The sequence below is a fragment of the Halosimplex amylolyticum genome, assembly GCF_051414035.1.
GTDB classification, from domain to species: domain Archaea; phylum Halobacteriota; class Halobacteria; order Halobacteriales; family Haloarculaceae; genus Halosimplex; species Halosimplex amylolyticum.
In genome coordinates this window covers 72,643-89,774 of the sequence record NZ_JBLKNW010000009.1, presented here as the reverse complement: position 1 = coordinate 89,774, position 17,132 = coordinate 72,643, and the positions used below count along the sequence as shown (strand labels likewise).

The window sequence follows — 17,132 nt, the reverse complement described above, 5'->3', positions numbered from 1 at the left end:
TGTTAGCGGATGTACCGTGGGTCGTCGTCGATCGCACTGCGCTTGCTGTCGTCACTGGACTGGGTCCCCGTCCGCTCCGGGTCCCGAAGAGCGTCGAACTGACGGTCTCGGTCGTCTCCATCGTCCGAATCGGCCTGGCTGTCCGTGGTCTCGATCGTATCTGAACTCCCGGATTTGCCCGTGGAGCCACCGTCTGAACGGGCATCCGTGCTGGTAGTGCGACGGAATGTCCCGCGGAGACGCGACCCTGTGTCGTTGAGTCGCGATCCAGCGGCGTGTGCCCGTGAATTCCCGGAGTCGAAGACCGCCTGCCCGTCAGATCTGATTGCGGCCTGGCCGCGGACACCCCGGACGAAGTTGCGACCGCTGTGGAGTGCGGAATTCCCGGTGTCCCTGGTACGGTTTACCCTTGACCGGGCTAGTCGTGACGACGCGTGCCGAGAGGCGCTCTGCGCCATGAAGAATATCGACCCGGCCTGCCAGAAGAGGACGAACGGAGAGGCGATGGCGACAATTGGGATGATGAGGGCTGTGAGCCATAGGCCAAGTCCTTGTGTTGAAAATCCAAAATTCTCGCCGAGAAGGTGACCCAATCTAAATAGTACTGCTACAGGCACCGTCATAAACAAAAATGGGACGTAGAATCCTGCGAGGCGTTTCATGAACTTCGAGACGAGACTAAATGGTCCAACCCCCGGAATCCACAGGGCAATCAGGACCGGCATCAAGAGCGTGAACAGATATAGAACGATCTCTCTAATGAAGTAGATGAGGATAACGAGTGCAAGTAAGAAGAAGTCGACAGAGTAGGTTATTGCTGTTATTAGCGCACCTACACTCCCTAAAGAAAGAGTCTCAAACAGCGAAATTGTAGAGAGATCAGGGGCGATAAAGACCGCAAGTTCGTTACTGAACTGCCGAGCAAGTGCATCCATCCACCACCACGCCAAAACGCCGAGTAACCCAGAAAAGGCCCTACGCTTGAGCTTCGAACGGTGATAACCACTGAAGAGAAAACTTGTAGACTCAAGGAAAATTACGATACCAATTGATAGCGCCCATAGCAACAATGCCAGGGGTACCATCACATCCCAGAAATACCCATAGATACTCGGCCAAGTGCTGTTTGTAGGCGCTGTAAACACCGCGTTTGGATGGGGAGTCCCAATTATCACACTAATTGCGTCGTTTGCATGATTCTGAATTATTCCTTTGAGTGGGCGAAAGAGAACCTTGACAGCTTTCTTGATAGCCCATACAATAGTATCGCCAAGAGCGCCACCGTCCTCGCTTCCGTTTTGAGCAGAAACAATTCCTACAGCGTATTGAAGACCGAGACAGAGACTGAATATCGAAATCCAGCGAGATCGATCAACCATCACTCCTCACCGTCCCATCATATTGTAACCGAATGTCACTACAAGTCCCTCGAAAGTTCGCTCGTTCAGGCTCCCCACCAAGGATTGCTTGGACCTCTTTCCGGGCATTTTCACCAATGCCAGCAGAGACAATGACCGACATCTCAACTTGCAGGTTGTTACAGTGATCATCCTCAGAGAGGAGTAAGGGCGAGTCTGTTCCAAGAAGCGTTACCGAATCTTCTGGATCTAGAACAAGCTCTTCTGTTGACTCTGGCTTGTCAAGGTTCAATAACGGACTTGTCCGAGCGTATTGATTTGTGGGAATCCGATTCGCGGGAGAATGAAGCGCATTCTCGTACCCGACGTGATATACCCAAGTCGGTCCAGTCCCGACATTTTCAACTGTAACAAGAAGATTCGCTCTGTTCGACGGTGTTGGCCGACCATCGGTGTATTGCTCGATATCCTTGATTTCCAGCTCCGGTTGAAGGTTGATCGTAGTGGATCCGACTTCCTCACTGTCAGCTACAGCGACTATCGAATGTTTACCCGGTTGATAGCTCCAGTCTCGACTGAGATCGAAAAGTTCGATGGAGACTTTAGTCGCACCTGTCGTAACCTGTGCGGACTTGAACGAACTCCCAGACGAATCTATCAGGTTGACCTTGGAGACTTCGTGGTCGTCCTCCAGTTCCACGACCAGCGTCGACCCAGAAATCGACGTGCCCGTGATGACGGAACTCCCGGTACTTCCAATCGGGCCGAGCTTGGCACACCCAGCAATACCGACCGTTGAAAGCGCCAGCCCGCCCCGGAGGAATTGCCGTCGGGATGGATTCTCGTCCGTCATAGTCCCCTCCATGGGGGCCAGATGGGCATCCCCGTGATCCGGTCGATGAAGAACACGGCCAGCAAGAACAGTGACACTGGTACGCCTGCACGGTAGATCCACCGGACGATCGTCAGCACCGTCCCCTGCACAGACGAGGCGTCCGAGTCCCCGACGTAGCCGATCGAATGCAGCCACCAGTGTTTGGGTTCGTAGCGCGCGCTGATGGCTCCGGCCGGTCGGTCGATGGTCTTCGTGAGCGTCCCATCGGAGCCTGTCTGGACGCGCTCACCGGCAAGCATGACGTAGCCGTCGCGCTCCTCGGTCGCGATGGGATCGCCTGTCTGCGCATCTGTGAGCGTGATGCGAACGGTTGCGGTCTCCGAAGTCGTGTTCAGCACGTCGAGCGTGAGATTGCTCCGGTGGATCGGGATCTCTTCGTAGGCCTCGGGGTCGGTATCGGTCTTCACGCCGTGGACGAGCCCGTAGGCAGTCAGATCCGAGATGGTCTGGTTGGGCGTCTGGAAGTGCGCTGCGAGTCTGAAACTCCCTCGATACGGCTGTTCGAGGACGTCGAGATGGACCGTTCCCGGAAGTGACGGTGGCTGGTACTCCCACCCGTAGACGTCGCGGATCGAGACGGTCTCTACCGGCGAGGCAGTCGGCCCTGTCTTTATCGGGTACGCCGAGAGCTGCAACGGATGGATCGGCGAGTGGTCTACCGACTTACCATCCGCCGTCGCGGTCACGAGCTGATCCCAGCCCGGGTCACGGGCGGAGTAGAAACGCCAGATCCCGTTGATGCGGCCACCGGGAAGTTCGTAGCCCAGCCACGGGTCGTCTTTGTAGACGAAAATACCGAGATCGCCGTCTGGGAAGCGCGCGTAGGAACCGGACACGTCGAGGGTGTACTCGGTGACGTCGATCGAGTCCGAGACGGTAACGCTCTCCGTGATATTCGTGGTCTCCGAGGACCACTCCGTGCAGTTACCTGCCGTGAGATTCGAACACCACTCGTGGTGGCGCTGGAGCGAGACGGTGACGTTCGTCTCGATCGTGAGCGTGTGGTCGGTCCCGGGATGCTCGGCGAGATCGTACTCCAGGGTCGCAACGCGCGTCCCCGGCCGTTCGGCTTCAGGTTCGCCGTCGACGAGGAGGTGTATCCTGGAGACGTTGTGCGCCTGTAGCTGCCAGGTCTCGTTGTTGTACGGCGTACTGGAGTCTTCTGGGACGACGAACCGATAATCGAGCGTCGCGAAGAGCTCGCCGTTTGGTGCAGCGTAGTGGGGCTGGATGTCGGGCGTCGCCCGGACGATCGTCGACGGCTGGACGGCGAAGATTTCGACGTACGCGTCGCGAACGTACGTCCCGTCGACGGGCGTCGCGACAGACGGGTAGACCGACGTGTCCGTCCGGAAACTCGGAAAGTCGGAGACGACGTCACGATTCCACTCGCCGACCGCGCCGGGTGGGCGATTGAACGGAACGTCCGTCGTCGCGGCGAGCGAGCGCTTGGGCGCATCGTCTCCCGTCCAGTTCCGCAGCGTCGGCCGGTCGACGCTATCGCGGTCCCGTGACCACAGACTCCGGTCGCTGTCGTGGTGGTGACCGGTCTCGTTCGGGCCGACCTGTGGTGCGCCGAGTGGGCGGGTGACCGACTGCGTCGCAACGAGTGCGCTCACGGCGACGGCGAACATGACGGCCGCGCCGACGCCCAGCGTGCGGATCAGAAGCTGCAACTCGACCCACCCGCCACGACGGACGTGAGCAGGAACTGCAGGATGGTCGTCCCGAGTGGCGCCGCGATGACGCCCCAGATGACCGCCTGCGCACGCATCGACTTTAGCTCCTTTTTCGTATCCGCTCGTCTGAATAGCGGCAGCGCGACCGTCGCACCGAGCGCGACGACGCCACCCACGAGCGGACCGCCGAACTGGATGAGCGTGAAGAGATTCTTGATCGTCGTGGCCATGTCCGTGTCGCAGAAGGATTCACCGACGGACTGCGCACTCGCCGGTTCCACCGCGAACATGACCACTGCGACCGTGAGGACCCCCAGTTTCGGAACGGCCCGTCTCAGGGCCCGGACTGCTTTATGAATCGATTCCCCTTCGTTATCGATGTCACTGACAGGGCGCATGATTTCCAGTGTCGCCACTCGCCGTCCCCCCGTTCCCCCCGGAACGAGGTCGCGGCCAGTGTCTATTGATTGGTTGACACCCTTTGTTACATATACCTTGTTGTTGGCTGTTACTTTGTTACATAATTGTTGGATAATTTATTACATCCCAGTGGGACAGGCGACCAGTGGATTAGGTCCGCCAACGTGACAAAAGACAACGCTGACGACGAGCCTCTGAAGATCATTAGAATGCCGAAGACGGAATAGCTCGAGTTGGTACGATCGTTGGGAACATCGCTCAACAAGAATCAGACTCTATATCCCACAATTACTAGTCTTCGGCGGCGTCCCACAGGCATTTCGATGGACGTTCGCCTGGAAACCGGTGCAGCCATGTTTGGGGAAGCAGGACTCCGTGGATTCTGCAGTCAGACGATATCGACCTCTCTTTGCGACGAGTATTCCGACGACCAGTTCGCCCGCGCTCGGCGCTTCATCAATGAGTATCACGGCACCTACCACGGGCCCGTCCGGGCGACGATATCTCCGCCTGACGACCGATCGTGTACCCGAGAACCGTTGAGGCGAACGGGGAACCATACCAGGGAGCACCCTGGATTATTCGTCCAGACGCGTCTGCTCGAACTCGAGGAGATTTACATGATGTCTTGGGCTGATGGCGAGATAGATTCACATGATTTGCTTGAGGAAGTGAGGTTCCTCGGCAACCGCCACCTCGTGGCCGTCCGTTCGGTCGGGCTAATCGTTGCATAACGGCGGACGGACAATCGGCGTCGATAGAGGTCAAGCGATCGAGTTTAGTGATGATCATGGCCCTGAGAGGGATCTGAACCAGCCCTCTGTGGGCGACTGGGTGTGAATCCGCTCGGGTCGTCCTCGAACGCGCGCTTGCAGGTGCGCGAGCAGAAGTGGTAGGTCTCGCCGTCGTGAGTCGCGGTCGGCCCGTCGTCGTCGGTATCGTCCTGGGTCGGCTGGGCGGGGTGTACGTGATGCTGTTCTCCCCGATGGTGGACGTCCTCATGTTCCAGAACCCGCTCGCGACCGACGCGCCCGAGTGGACGACACTACTACCGAGCCACTATGCGACAAACGTCCTCTTCGACGCGGTGTTCACGTCAAGCGTCGACGCGTGGGACTTCGGTGCAGCCGTCGCATATGCCGTCGGCCTCCTCGCTATCGGCGTTCTTGTCTTCTACCGGGCGACGGACGTCGAGTGATCGGCAGTCGTTTACTCGGGAGACCACTCACATGCGTTCCCAGCTGTGAGGTCACTTTCGTCGATGTGTGCCGACAGGCACGCGTAGTTACAGAAGTAGGTCGGTGAGCCGCAATCGTCGGTGCAGTCCCGAACGCAGATCGGATCATGGTCGAAGATCCGGGCCCCGCAGTACCTACAGGCCTCGTCCGCATCAGGTGTCGAAACGGTAGTGGACATACCGAAACTACGGAGACGATTCAGGAAACCGTTTCGTCGCTGGCCACCTACAGTGAGTGCTGATTGTTGATTCGGTCATTCGTCCGACTGGAGTTTCGCCCGCCGCTCTTCGAACTCTGCCTCCGAGAGGTCGCCCCGGGCATATGCGACCCGCAGTTCCTCGACCGCCGGATCGTTGAGTGCGTCTGACCCAGTCCCGCCGACAAGCCCGCGGTACAGGAGGTAGCCGATACCGACCAAGACGACTAGCCAGACGAGCATCATCCCGAGTCCCCACAGAGGCGAGAGGCCGCTAGCCATGCCGTCGCCCCACCACCAGCCCATCATCCCCATCATCGGCATCGCGAACACCATCATCAACAGTGGTAACAGGACGATGACGCCAAGGACGACGACGACGATCCGAAACCATCCGTCGGACGAGCGCTGTGTAGCCATAGTGTCTCTCCTCGTCGGTCCTACGGGGCCGAATGCCAAGTAACTCAGTCCCAACCGACTACGCCGGCAGGGGATCGACGAGGACCGTGGCCGTTCCGTCGAGGACGCGTTCCCCGTCACCGTTCTCGATACGGGTCGTCAGTTGATAGCGGTCGCCATCGAGGTCGTCGTTGACCTCACAGACCGTCGTGAGCGTCTCGCCGATATGCACCGGCCCCTCGAACTCGAGATTCTGTGAGAGGTATATCGAGAGTCCAGGGAGACAGGCCAGTGCTGCGCTGATGAGTCCCGAAACGAGCGTCCCATGAGCGATGCGACCGCCGAAGCGAGTCTTCTCCGCGAACGAATCGTTCAGGTGGAGCGCGTTCGTGTCGCCGGTCGCCTCGGCGAACTTCCGGACGTCGTCATCGGTGAGTGTCTTCCGGAACTCGACGCGGTCACCGACGCTCAGCGATTCAGGATCGGCGATCGACAGGTCGAACTCGCCGCCAGCGCGGCCGTAGTACAAGCGCGGAACCGTCACGCCGCTCGCCTCGCTGAGGTGGGGATGTGGCTGGTCGACGAATCGTTTCGGGTGCTCGTCGAAGAAGTCGCGGCAGTCAGTCGAACAGAAGTAGTACGTCGTTCCCTCAAATTGGGCGGTTATCTCGTTTGACTCACTGGCTTCCATACCACAAACCGGATCGATCGGCATACCAGCAGTACGCTTGGCTCTCGGATAAACATCGGTCAGCGAATCCTCCCTCCCGTGATTTCCCTACTCGATGTATATCGCTGGTCGCGATTCGAAGCGTTCTCGACACTCTTCGCTACAGAAATAGTACGTTGCCTCGTCATATTTGATCGACGCGACCGCCTCGTCAGTTGTTAGTTGCATACCACAGACGGGGTCATTCGGCATCCTAGACATTGGTTCGCTTCCCGCCCGATTGGGTATTTCGAAGGGGCAGTGACAGATACGAATTAAGGTCCGTCGGGAGAACGCTTTACTAACGCCAATGGTCAAATTTCTCCTCCGGTTCGTCCGGATCGCTCGGACGTTCACCCCGTTCTTATTGCTCTTCCTCCGTGATAGACGCCGTTTTCTAATCGCAGGTGGATCGCGTACTGTCTCTCAATCTGAGCACGAGCAGCGTGCCCGCCGCCTCCGTGAAGCGATGCTCGATCTCGGGCCGACATTCGTGAAGGTCGGTCAGGTGCTCTCGACGCGCCCTGACCTCGTACCGCAGGTGTACACCGAGGAATTCGTCACGCTCCAGGATGCGATTCCGGCGGGTCCGTATCGCGAGATGATTCCAGCCCTCGCTGAAGATGTCGGGTATCACTCCTACGACGACTTCGATCCCGAACCCATCGCCGGCGGCTCGCTGGCACAGGTTTACCGGGCGACCTACCAGGGTGAACAAGTGGTCGTGAAAGTCCGGCGACCCGGGGTCAGGGACCTCATCGAGACTGATCTACGTATTATCCGTCGCATCATCCCGCTCACACTGTTTCTTGCACCAGATCGATTCAGTTTCTCACTCCGGAACATGGCGGACGACTTCGAGCGAATCATCCTGGAGGAACTCGATTTCGAACGGGAGGCCCGGATGATGGAGGAGATCCGGGAGAACTTCGCCGACGATGAGAACGAGACCGTTACGATCCCACGCGTGTACCGCGACGTCTCTTCTGATCGCGTCCTCACCATGGAGTACGCCGAGGGAACGAAGGTCACCGACGTGGAGGAACTCGAAGAGAACGGCCACGATCCAGAGATCGTCGCCGAGCGAGTTGCGGACGCGTACTTTACGATGGGACTCGAGCACGGCGTTTACCACGGCGACCCGCATCCCGGAAATCTCGCTGTCGACGACGACGGCAGGATCGTCTTCTATGACTTCGGGATGAGTGGCCGATTCACGCCGGCAATGCAAGCGAGCGTTGTGAATCTCTATCTAGCCGCCGTAAACCGGAACGTCGACGCTATCATCGACGAACTCGTCGCCCTCGGTGCGCTCGATCCCGACGCCGACAGAGCCGCCGTCGGACACGTCCTCGAGCTAGTTATCGAGGATCTCGAGGGGAGCGAGGAGGTGGATTGGCAGCAGATAATCGACGTCGTCGTCGGAATGTTGCGAGAGTTCCCGTTTCGCATTCCGCCCGACGTGATGTTGGTCATTCGGGTGGGCTCGATCAGCGAGGGCGTTCTCAGACAACTCGACCCCGAGTTCGACATTCTCGCCGCTGCACAGACGTTCCTCCGCGAGCACGGCTTCCTCCAGCGAGCCGCCCGGATGAAACTCACCGAAGCTCGGTCCGACATTGAAACCACTCTCTGGGCACTCCTCCGACTACCCACGAAATTGGAGCGTGAACTTGACGCACGAGAACAGGAACGTGTAGAAACGCCCCGAGCAATGGTAGAAAACCAACGACGACAGACTCGTTCGATCGGGTACGCCATCCTCGCAGCCGGGACGCTCGTAGCGAGTGGCCTCTTAGTACCCGTAAGCCGCATGTATGCTACTGTCGGGATCGTCGTCGCGTTCGGGTTCGTCGTCCTGTTTCTCCGTTCGTCGATTCGTCAATCTCAGTAGACGGGGATCACGAACACGGGCTCCAATCAGATGGGGCCGCGATCGGGGTCACCGGCGTCGGGGAGTCCCCCGGACGACCGGAACGATCGACGATAGTACGGACGACACACGCGAGTGGTCGACGAGTTCGAACCGGTCGTCGCTCCGAAATGCGTCGTCCGTCTCCCGGTTCAGATGACAGTCACCGGCGACGGCGTGCCACGCCGGCGCAAGCACATCATGGACGGTCCCGGTCACACCGGTCCCCTGACGTGTTCGAGGAATCGGAACTCACCACCCGATTTCAGTACGCGGGCGACCTCGAAGAGCAGGGCGTCGACGTCGGGGTAATGCTCGTCGACTTCCAGCCCGAACAGCTATGGTGGTTCGTCGCCGCGATGCTGGTCCTTTCAGTCACCTACGGACTTCTTGGGATGCTCGCCGGTGTCGTCTTCAACTGCCTGGCCGGCCTGTGGATTTTGTTGATTCTCCCGATGATCGACATCGGCCTCTTCCGGGACCCGCTGTTCGTCCAGTCTGAACCCGAGTGGTGAATGGAACTCTTCCCGGGATATCATCCTGTCCGCGTGGTGGTCGATACCGGGCTCACGACGGACCTATACACTGCTGCGTCACTCGGCTGAGGGGTCGGCTATCTCCTCGTCATCGTACTCCTGGCCTTGTGGGTGTACTATCGAGGATCTCGACGGATGTGAGGAGGTAGTCGAACGGGTGCTATAGCCGTGGCGGGATTCATTGACCTCGTTTCCCGATATGGTGAGGTGACTGCCTTACTGGGACGAATCCTCTCTGTCGTCTGCGAGCCGTTCACGGCATTGCTGGAACTCCGTTTCGTCGATCTCGCCTCGTGCGTATCGGCGTTGGAGGGTTTCTATCGCGGAATCGTCACTCGTGGGGGAGGTGTCACCTCGACCTACTGTCCAGTAGAGCAGTCCGCCAACCACGCCGAGCATTCCGAGTGCCCCGCCGACGAACGGCAGTCCGCCGAACCAGCCACCGTTCCGTCCGTTCATCATTCCAGGCCCAGAACCCCTCCCGGGCCCCATCATTCCGCCACCGGAGTTCCCATCTGCTCCAGTGCTGGATCCATACGCTATCGCACCCTGTTCGAAGATCGCGTCGCTCTCGGGCACGTCACCGTCCGGAATCGGACTCGCTTCGGCTGGCCCGCCGGGACTGCCGACGACGATGCGACCGACCATCCCGACCGACTTGTGCGGGATACAGTAGTAGTCGTACGTGCCTGGCTCTTCGAACGTGTACTCGAACTCTCCCGACGAGATGGTCCCACTATCGAATGCGCTGGCGTCGGATGGAATCCGGTTCTCGTAGGCCGTTGCCGAGTGTGCACCGGCTGCTATCTCGAAGCGAACGGTCGTGCCGGGTTCGACGTGGAGCCCGATCGGGTCGAAGTAGTTGTTCCCCATCTCGACGACGGGCGTCTCCTGTGCGGCGACTGGCTGGGTGAATCCCGCACTCGCGACTGCGCCGGCACCGAGCGCTCCTAGGAACTGGCGTCTACTGTAGTCTGTCATTGTTGTTGTTTGACTTCTGCTATCCGCGGATGATGCTGGCGAGTCGGTGCACGAGTCCGGGCGATTGCTGGCCGGCGCTCTCGATAGCTGCCTCCAGCTCGTCCCGGTCGACGATGCCGATGAATTCGGCAGTCCGTTCCCCGTTCGCGTACACAAGTGTCGTTGGCGTCTTCCGGACACCGTACTCCTCGGCCGTCTCCAAGTCGTTCCGGATGTCGACCTCTCGAAACTCGACGTCGGGGAATTCGTCCTCGATACCTTCATTTTTCTCTCGTTGCGTTGCGCACGCCCCGCACGTCTCTTGTGTGAACAGGATTACTTCCGTCATAGTACCTAGTATGGTCTTGTTCCTTTAGCACATTTCTATTCACATCCGAAAGCTGTGAGGGTCACAGATTTCGGATTCTAGGGAATCGGGCGTGAGTACTCCGGAGGTGGTGGTCGGGGCGTCACTCCGAACGTTCGAGTTTGTTCCGACGCGTCCCGAACTCTTCCTCGGTGAGATCACCGTGGGCGTATGCCATACGTAGCTCCTCCATGGCAGGATTCCGCGACGACTGCGATGCCGTCACGCGACGGTAGACGAGATATCCTCCACCGAGCAGGAGGAGGAAAAAGACCAACTGGACGAGCATCCCGACGAGTGGCCACCAGCCGCTGGTCGTCCCGTATCCGCCCATCATTCTACCGTAGCCCATCATCCCGCCGAAGCCCATCCCCATCGTGAGCAAGGGCAGGACGATGATCGCCCCGAGGATGAGGAGGACGATGGTTGTGGTATCGAGTTGGGTTGATGATGACATCGCTCAGATCTCTGTCGATGATTCAAGTTTGTCCGCGACACTGGCGAGAACGCGTTCGAACCGGTCGTGGACCTCGTTCGCGATCGAGTCGAGTGCCTCGTTGTCAGCGATGCCGACGAGCTGTTGCGGGTCGACGGCACTCACCGTGATCTCGCCATCGTGGGTTTCGTAGACGATGACGGTATACGGGAGGAGTGCGCCGAGTTCGATCTCCTCGCTCAGGCCCTCGTGTGTGAGTCCCGGGTTGCACGCGCCGAGGATGCGGTACTGTCGGAACTCCTCGCCGAGTTTCTCCTCGAACGTCGCCCAGACGTCGATGTCACAGAGGACGCCGAATCCGTCATATTTGAGCTCGTCGATCGTTGTCTCGACTACGTGGTCGAAGTCACTGGATACGGACGTTTGTATTGTGTACTCCATACAATATCGTGGCCTGTAGGCTGACTTAAAGGTGTGATTCCGGGGGCCGTCGTCACGGATGGAGTCATCTGTGTTGAAACTGGCACCGAATGGTTCATCCGGCACGTTCCAGTTGTTCACGCCGCCCCTCGAATTCATCGTCCGAGAGTTCGCCACGGGCGTAGCGCTCTCGGAGGACCGACAGCGACTGCTCGTCGTTCCCGCCGGATCCTCGATTGCGGAACACGTAGACGAGGTAGAGCGGGACGGTGATGAGGAGCCCCATCCAGAGGAGTCCCCAGAGCCCCATCGCTCCGCCGAAGAGTCCCCAGCCATTGCCCATCATGGCGCCGCCGTAGCTTCCGCTGCCGTGGGCAGCAGCCGTTCCAGTCGTCACGATCAGCAGCGGGACAGCGAGTATCGCGAGTCGACCAGCGGTGCGTCCGATGTGAGTGGTGAGTTGCGTCATTGTCTCGAGTTGGTGATTCATGGTATTCGGTCGAAGCGACCGAAACGGTCAGGGCCGTCAGCAGTGGCCCTGCCCGTACATCCCGCCCCTGTGGTCGTCGTCAGCCCCGTCGTGGTATTCCTCGTCAGCCACGTCCTGGGCAATCTCGTCGACGGTCACACCCATGTGCGATTCCATCCACTCGACACTACCAGGGCCCATGTGCTCGGTCATCTGCGCTTCCATCCAGGTGGCCCAGTCATCTGCGGTAGCATTGTCCGTGGGCGCGTCGTCTGCGGTCGTGTCGTTGCCGTGTGCGCTGACCACGGGGGTGGCGAACGCGAGTCCGACGATGGCGAGCGCCACGAGCAGCCAGCGGCCGAGTTTGAAGGTGGTCATTGTCTTTCTCCTCGGTTACTCGTAGGACTGCTCGGGAGTTACTGGCGTGGGTGTGAACGTACGCAGGAGAGCGTTCGAGAACGTATATAGAGCGTTCTAATCGTTTCCTGAGAACAGAATCGTTCATCCGGCTCGAATTCACCGAGGTGGCCCTCAAGTAACGGTGTCTCCAAACTCCCGTCCGAGTCGCGTGATGAGGTCGTGAATTCGATCGACAGTCATCCGAGCCGAACAGATGAACGAAACCAGACACGGGAAGAACGGATCACTGATGACCCGGAACCCAGGAAACGCTCGTCGGTCCACACACAACCGTGAGTCGTCGGGGAAGGTGGCGAAGATCTCGTCAATGTCGTCGCCGAGCCGGAGCCTCTCGTGGAATGTGTCGGAGGGGTCCGTTGTAGCTCGCCATTCCAACTGCCTGAACTGCTGGCGGACGAAGACGACGTCGTCTCCCGTGTCCGTGTAGTACCAACAGTCATCCCCGTGCGACGTGGCTTCCTCGTACATTCGTCCATCAGTCCGCCGACACAGAAACGACTGAGCGCTTTCGAATGTCGACTGCAGGTCGACAACGCTTGCAGCGTTAGAACCCTGGATGACACCCGAGTTCAAGGACCTACTTCTAAAGACAACGAGTCAGCAGTGCGTTCGCTACGGAATGGGACCGCGCGGACCCATCTCACGTTACTTCTCGAACGTCAGTCGTTTCCATCGCCTCGTCATTCCTCTCACGCTGTACCCGGAGTAGAATCCCGCTCTCGGTGTCGCTTGCTTCGACCTCGTCGACCACTTCTGGCGTCGCCTCCGAGTCCAGCACGGTCAACCGGTCGTCTTCGGTCACGATTCCGTACCCGCTCTCGATGCAATGGCCCATCAGGGCGCACTCTCGCGTGTGCGTCCGGGCCTTCTCGAGGAGTTCGTCGCGGGAGTTCTTCCGGATACACCCGACGTCGATAACGTACCCGTCAAGTGTTTCAGACATAGTAGCCTCTCTAGTGTCTCCACTCCTTTGCGTGTTTGGTGGTCGCCGGTCGCTGCTCCGGCGGGGGCTGTCCGCCGGACGGCCGATGACGGGCCTGCCGTCAGATCAGAAACCGTGGCACGGACGCTCCCAATACTGCTCATCGCCATCCCGGAGACGACAGTTCATACTGCTGGACCGCGTCTCTCCCGTATGGGATGAGCCACCGTCGAGATGGACGAGCGAGCGTTCGATCCCGTTCGAAAGCAGGTACCAACGAGGACCACGGTCGTCTGGAGAAACACCGGGTCAGCCGACCACGTCGTCGATAGCGTCCAGTTTCACGACATCGCGGACCAGTGGCAGTTTCGGACCCAGACCCTCCGCTCCGGCGATAGTGCCGTCTACGTGTTCGACCAAGAGGGGATCTACGAGTACTACTGCGGACTCCAAGGAGAGACCATGTGCGGAGTGATACTCGTCGGCGACGTCTCGCTGCCCGAGTCACTTCCCTGCGAGTGACAACTTGAGACGAGCCGGCGTGGCCCCGCCGGGGGGAACTCCACACTGAGGAGTTACTCGCGGCGTCTCTTGGACTCCTCGCCAGGGATTACATTGCATGCGTACACGGTCCGGAGTCTACGAGCGCCGGATAGGTTCGCGTCGACGATCCGAAGCATCGGACCGTCTCGGCTATCGTTCGAGCAGGTCCGAGGCCTTCTCACGTAACTCGCGGTCCGATAGCTCTCCCTCGGAGAGATCGCGGAGCGTCGAATCACACTGCGGTGTCGCCAGGGCCTCAAGCGCTTGGTGACGAAACCGGTCCTCAAGACTCTCCGTTTGGACGAGGTGCGCCAGCTCGTCACACTCGTTCGCCTGTTTGAGCGCGTGGATCGCGTCTTTCCGATCTTCGTCACTCGCCGACGAATCGATCGTGAGTTCGATGCACTCTGTCGGTGTCCGTGAGCTCATAGGGTTTGTTGGTCTTCCAAACGGATAATCCTGAATCCGAACCGTGCTTTTCTCACTGGTCACCGTGATGCGGTATTGCATCGTCGACTGTCGAGGCACCATGGTCATGCAGACGATCGTTGACGTCGTCGACGTGTGCATCGGACACCTCGACAGCAATGCGCGGTCCCGTGGGTTCAGGACCTCAGGATTCACGATGATGACGTTGGATAGCGTTTAGCGAAGGCGACCGAACAGCTTGTAGTCGTGATCGGGGGAGTACCGGCGGAACAGCAGACTGTTCGACAGTACTGACACGCTGGAGAACGCCATCGCGCCGGCGGCCAGCACCGGCTGGAGCAGTCCCAGCGAGGCTAGCGGGATCATCGCGGTGTTGTAGCCGAGCGCCCAGACCAAGTTCTGTTTGATCTTCTGGAGCGTGGCGTCGGAGATGCGGATGGCCTTCACGACGTCCAGCGGGTCGTCGCGCATCAGCGTCACGTCCGCTGCCTCGATAGCGACGTCGGTGCCACTACCGATGGCAGTCCCGACGTGCGCGACGGCGAGCGCAGGTGCATCGTTGACGCCGTCGCCGACCATCATCGCCTTCCGCCCTTCACTCTGGATTGATCCGACCGCATCGGACTTGTCTTCTGGAAGGACCTCCGCCCGGACGTTGTCCGGGTCGATATCGACCTGCTCGGCGACTGCGCGAGCCGTCCGTTCGTTGTCGCCGGTGATCATCATCACCTCGGTCCCGCGCTCGCGGAGCGCGGCTACCGCGTCTTTCGCGCTCTCCTTGACGGTGTCCGCGTCCGCGACGACGCCGACGAGTTCACCCTCGTACGCGACGAGCATCGCAGTCTTCCCTTCGTTCTCGAGACGTTCCATAGTCTCTTCGGCGGACGAGGGATCGATCCCTTCGTCGCGAAGCAGTTTGCGGTTCCCCACGAGGACTTCGCTTCCACTGATGGAGGCGCGGATGCCGTGACCAGGCACGTTTTCGAATTCGTCTGGCTCCGTGACTTCGATCCCTCGCTCCTCAGCGCCATCGAGGATGGCGCGGGCGAGCGGGTGCTCGCTTCCGCTCTCTGCCGTCGCAGCGAGACGGAGTACGTCGTCTTCACCGAGGCGGTTCCGAGCGCTCAGTGCTCCACCGTCCGTAGCTGGCTCTCCGCCGTCGGCCAGCGGTTGTCCGTCAGCGTCAAAGACGACCACGTCGGTCAGTTCCATCTCGCCCTTCGTGAGCGTCCCCGTCTTGTCGAAGACGACCGTGTCGACGTCCCTCGCGCGCTCGAGGATGTCACCGCCCTTGAACAGGACGCCGTTCTGGGCGCCGATAGTCGTCCCGACCATCGTCGCGGCGGGCGTCGCCAGGCCGAGCGCACAGGGGCAGGCGATCAGCACGGCCGACGCGAACACGATGATAGCGAACTCGAAGACCGTCACCGTTCCACCGGCGACTGCGGGGCCGCCCGCGACGAGCCCCCACAGCGGGAGCCACTCGACGAACCCGGCGAGGGATCCGGGGAACAGGTACCAGACGACACCCCAGAAGACGGCGTTCGCGATGACCGCCGGGACGAAGTACGCCGAGATGCGGTCGGCGAGGTTCTGGATGTCGGGCTGGCGCGACTGGGCCTCTTTGACCGTCTGGACGATCTGCTGGAGGGCCGTGTCCTTGCCCACCTTCGTCGCTTCGACGACCAGGACGCCGTTCTCGTTGATGGTCGATCCCACGACTTCGTCACCCTCGCCCTTCTCGACGGGGACCGATTCGCCGGTGACCATCGACTCGTCGACCGCCGACTGGCCGTCGACGACCACACCGTCGGTTGGGATCTGCTCGCCGGGGCGGACCTTCATCCGGTCGCCGACGTCGACGTCTTCGAGGGGGATCTCTTCTTCGTTCCCCTCCTCGTCGAGGACGGTCGCCATCTCGGCTTCCATCTCCAATAGCTTCCGAAGCGCTTCACCAGCCTGGCCCTTCGAGCGTGCCTCGAGGTAGTTCCCGAGCGTGATGAACACGAGGATGAGCGCGGCCGTGTCGAAGTACAGCCCGCCGGCGATCACTTCGAGTAAGACGGCGACGGAGTAGACGTACGCGGTGGTCGACCCCAGCGCGATCAGCACGTCCATGTTGGCGCGCCCGTTCTTGACCAGCGCCTTGTAGGAGTTCTTGTAAAACGGCCAGCCCAGCACCAGCTGGACCGGCGTTGCCAGCAGGAACTCCACCCAGCCGAACTCGACCCCGAGGATTCTTTCGGGGATGACGCCGCCGCCGAGGATGAACTTCTCGACGAGGAAGAACAACAGGGGTGCCGACAGCGCCGCACCGAACAACGTCAAACGGAGTTGTCGACGAATTTCGGCCTGCCGGGCAGCGTCGCGCCGATCCTGATCCGACTCCCCCGTGTCGTCGTCCTCGCGGACAGGCGTGTAGCCGGCGTCCTCTATGGCGTCGTAGAGCGCCGCTCGCGAGACGTCCGCCGGATTGTATTCGACCTGTGCCTCGTCGGTCGCAAAGTTCGCCTCTGCGCTAATGACACCGGGAACGCGCTCAAGCGCGTCTTCGTTGGTTTCGACGCAGTTCGCACACGTCATGTCCGAGATACCGATCGAGACGCTGGCGCGTTCGGCGTGATAGCCCGCGGCGTCGATAGCATCGTAGATCTCAGTGAGCGATACTTCATTGGGGTCGTACTCGATGGAGCCCTCGTCCGTGGCGAAATTGATGTTCGCCTCGGCGACACCGTCGAGGTTCTCCAGGGCATCCGTTATCGTCTGCGAGCAGTTCGCACAGCTCATGCCCTGGATTTCCAGGTGGGTGGTTTGCCGACTCATT

At 60.0% G+C, this 17,132-nt stretch carries 25 protein-coding genes; 5 read left to right on the top strand and 20 right to left on the bottom strand.

The window, feature by feature from the left end:
* Window positions 1-2: 2 nt before the first annotated feature.
* The 4 genes from ACMGFE_RS23285 to ACMGFE_RS23270 are packed head-to-tail and all read right to left on the bottom strand — an operon-like array spanning window position 3 to window position 4,222.
* On the bottom strand, window positions 3-1,379 hold the full coding sequence (locus tag ACMGFE_RS23285; RefSeq protein ID WP_436927662.1) for a TrbL/VirB6 family protein: 1,377 nt from the start codon (window positions 1,377-1,379) through the stop codon (window positions 3-5).
* Entirely contained in the window at window positions 1,372-2,211 is an 840-nt protein-coding gene (locus ACMGFE_RS23280; protein ID WP_436927661.1) for a hypothetical protein, read from the bottom strand. Before ACMGFE_RS23280 ends, ACMGFE_RS23285 begins: the two co-directional genes overlap by 8 nt.
* On the bottom strand, window positions 2,208-3,929 hold the full coding sequence (locus ACMGFE_RS23275) for a DUF8186 domain-containing protein (RefSeq protein WP_436927660.1): 1,722 nt from the start codon (window positions 3,927-3,929) through the stop codon (window positions 2,208-2,210). The genes ACMGFE_RS23280 and ACMGFE_RS23275 overlap by 4 nt, the downstream gene beginning before the upstream one ends.
* The gene (locus ACMGFE_RS23270; protein ID WP_436927659.1) at window positions 3,917-4,222 is read right to left on the bottom strand and encodes a hypothetical protein; all 306 of its coding nucleotides are present in this window, start codon (window positions 4,220-4,222) and stop codon (window positions 3,917-3,919) included. Before ACMGFE_RS23270 ends, ACMGFE_RS23275 begins: the two co-directional genes overlap by 13 nt.
* Window positions 4,223-4,675: 453 nt before the next feature.
* Here ACMGFE_RS23270 and ACMGFE_RS23265 point away from each other — a divergent pair, with 453 nt between their 5' ends.
* Window positions 4,676-5,086, top strand: coding sequence for a hypothetical protein (locus ACMGFE_RS23265; protein WP_436927658.1), 411 nt, complete (start codon window positions 4,676-4,678; stop codon window positions 5,084-5,086).
* A gap of 44 nt (window positions 5,087-5,130) precedes the next feature.
* On the opposite strand, the gene ACMGFE_RS23260 is transcribed toward ACMGFE_RS23265, so the two are convergent.
* Complete coding sequence (locus tag ACMGFE_RS23260; protein WP_436927705.1) at window positions 5,131-5,361, bottom strand: hypothetical protein; 231 nt, start codon at window positions 5,359-5,361, stop codon at window positions 5,131-5,133.
* Here ACMGFE_RS23260 and ACMGFE_RS23255 point away from each other — a divergent pair.
* Window positions 5,260-5,550, top strand: coding sequence for a hypothetical protein (locus ACMGFE_RS23255; RefSeq protein ID WP_436927657.1), 291 nt, complete (start codon window positions 5,260-5,262; stop codon window positions 5,548-5,550). The genes ACMGFE_RS23260 and ACMGFE_RS23255 overlap by 102 nt on opposite strands.
* Before the next feature lie 11 nt (window positions 5,551-5,561).
* Here ACMGFE_RS23255 and ACMGFE_RS23250 read toward each other — a convergent pair whose 3' ends face one another.
* The 4 genes from ACMGFE_RS23250 to ACMGFE_RS23235 form a co-directional block, all read right to left on the bottom strand.
* Window positions 5,562-5,768 (bottom strand): hypothetical protein, encoded by a 207-nt coding sequence (locus ACMGFE_RS23250; RefSeq protein ID WP_436927656.1) that lies wholly within the window; start codon window positions 5,766-5,768, stop codon window positions 5,562-5,564.
* Between the two features lie 75 nt (window positions 5,769-5,843).
* Window positions 5,844-6,206, bottom strand: coding sequence for an SHOCT domain-containing protein (locus ACMGFE_RS23245; protein ID WP_436927655.1), 363 nt, complete (start codon window positions 6,204-6,206; stop codon window positions 5,844-5,846).
* Window positions 6,207-6,264: 58 nt separating this feature from the next.
* Window positions 6,265-6,900: a MaoC/PaaZ C-terminal domain-containing protein gene (locus tag ACMGFE_RS23240; RefSeq protein WP_436927654.1), complete on the bottom strand. Its 636-nt coding sequence runs from the start codon at window positions 6,898-6,900 to the stop codon at window positions 6,265-6,267.
* 63 nt (window positions 6,901-6,963) lie between these two features.
* Window positions 6,964-7,107: a YHS domain-containing protein gene (locus ACMGFE_RS23235; protein ID WP_436927653.1), complete on the bottom strand. Its 144-nt coding sequence runs from the start codon at window positions 7,105-7,107 to the stop codon at window positions 6,964-6,966.
* 97 nt (window positions 7,108-7,204) lie between these two features.
* On the opposite strand from ACMGFE_RS23235, the gene ACMGFE_RS23230 reads away from it, so the two are divergent.
* Window positions 7,205-8,788: an ABC1 kinase family protein gene (locus ACMGFE_RS23230; RefSeq protein WP_436927652.1), complete on the top strand. Its 1,584-nt coding sequence runs from the start codon at window positions 7,205-7,207 to the stop codon at window positions 8,786-8,788.
* A 48-nt stretch (window positions 8,789-8,836) separates the two neighbouring features.
* Here the strand turns inward: ACMGFE_RS23230 and ACMGFE_RS23225 are convergent, their stop codons facing one another.
* A complete protein-coding gene (locus tag ACMGFE_RS23225) occupies window positions 8,837-9,025 on the bottom strand; it encodes a hypothetical protein (protein ID WP_436927651.1) in 189 nt (62 codons plus the stop codon).
* Between the two features lie 14 nt (window positions 9,026-9,039).
* Here ACMGFE_RS23225 and ACMGFE_RS23220 point away from each other — a divergent pair, with 14 nt between their 5' ends.
* A complete protein-coding gene (locus ACMGFE_RS23220) occupies window positions 9,040-9,321 on the top strand; it encodes a hypothetical protein (RefSeq protein ID WP_436927650.1) in 282 nt (93 codons plus the stop codon).
* Between the two features lie 237 nt (window positions 9,322-9,558).
* Here ACMGFE_RS23220 and ACMGFE_RS23215 read toward each other — a convergent pair whose 3' ends face one another.
* From ACMGFE_RS23215 to ACMGFE_RS23180, 8 genes are all read right to left on the bottom strand, one after another.
* Window positions 9,559-10,323: a plastocyanin/azurin family copper-binding protein gene (locus tag ACMGFE_RS23215; protein ID WP_436927649.1), complete on the bottom strand. Its 765-nt coding sequence runs from the start codon at window positions 10,321-10,323 to the stop codon at window positions 9,559-9,561.
* Between the two features lie 19 nt (window positions 10,324-10,342).
* On the bottom strand, window positions 10,343-10,651 hold the full coding sequence (locus ACMGFE_RS23210) for a thioredoxin family protein (protein WP_436927648.1): 309 nt from the start codon (window positions 10,649-10,651) through the stop codon (window positions 10,343-10,345).
* A gap of 121 nt (window positions 10,652-10,772) precedes the next feature.
* Window positions 10,773-11,126: an SHOCT domain-containing protein gene (locus tag ACMGFE_RS23205; RefSeq protein ID WP_436927647.1), complete on the bottom strand. Its 354-nt coding sequence runs from the start codon at window positions 11,124-11,126 to the stop codon at window positions 10,773-10,775.
* A gap of 3 nt (window positions 11,127-11,129) precedes the next feature.
* Window positions 11,130-11,546 carry a DUF302 domain-containing protein gene (locus tag ACMGFE_RS23200; protein ID WP_436927646.1) on the bottom strand — a complete coding sequence of 139 codons (417 nt, stop codon included), beginning with the start codon at window positions 11,544-11,546 and terminating at the stop codon, window positions 11,130-11,132.
* 94 nt (window positions 11,547-11,640) lie between these two features.
* Complete coding sequence (locus tag ACMGFE_RS23195) at window positions 11,641-11,994, bottom strand: SHOCT domain-containing protein (RefSeq protein WP_436927645.1); 354 nt, start codon at window positions 11,992-11,994, stop codon at window positions 11,641-11,643.
* Window positions 11,995-12,051: 57 nt separating this feature from the next.
* Complete coding sequence (locus tag ACMGFE_RS23190; protein ID WP_436927644.1) at window positions 12,052-12,372, bottom strand: hypothetical protein; 321 nt, start codon at window positions 12,370-12,372, stop codon at window positions 12,052-12,054.
* 153 nt (window positions 12,373-12,525) lie between these two features.
* A complete protein-coding gene (locus ACMGFE_RS23185) occupies window positions 12,526-12,882 on the bottom strand; it encodes a DNA glycosylase family protein (protein WP_436927643.1) in 357 nt (118 codons plus the stop codon).
* A 172-nt stretch (window positions 12,883-13,054) separates the two neighbouring features.
* The gene (locus ACMGFE_RS23180) at window positions 13,055-13,357 is read right to left on the bottom strand and encodes a hypothetical protein (protein ID WP_436927642.1); all 303 of its coding nucleotides are present in this window, start codon (window positions 13,355-13,357) and stop codon (window positions 13,055-13,057) included.
* A 213-nt stretch (window positions 13,358-13,570) separates the two neighbouring features.
* On the opposite strand from ACMGFE_RS23180, the gene ACMGFE_RS23175 reads away from it, so the two are divergent.
* Window positions 13,571-13,858: a cupredoxin domain-containing protein gene (locus tag ACMGFE_RS23175; RefSeq protein ID WP_436927641.1), complete on the top strand. Its 288-nt coding sequence runs from the start codon at window positions 13,571-13,573 to the stop codon at window positions 13,856-13,858.
* A 171-nt stretch (window positions 13,859-14,029) separates the two neighbouring features.
* On the opposite strand, the gene ACMGFE_RS23170 is transcribed toward ACMGFE_RS23175, so the two are convergent.
* The gene (locus ACMGFE_RS23170; RefSeq protein ID WP_436927640.1) at window positions 14,030-14,389 is read right to left on the bottom strand and encodes a hypothetical protein; all 360 of its coding nucleotides are present in this window, start codon (window positions 14,387-14,389) and stop codon (window positions 14,030-14,032) included.
* A gap of 135 nt (window positions 14,390-14,524) precedes the next feature.
* Window positions 14,525-17,131, bottom strand: coding sequence for a heavy metal translocating P-type ATPase (locus ACMGFE_RS23165; protein WP_436927639.1), 2,607 nt, complete (start codon window positions 17,129-17,131; stop codon window positions 14,525-14,527).
* Window position 17,132 lies beyond the last annotated feature (1 nt).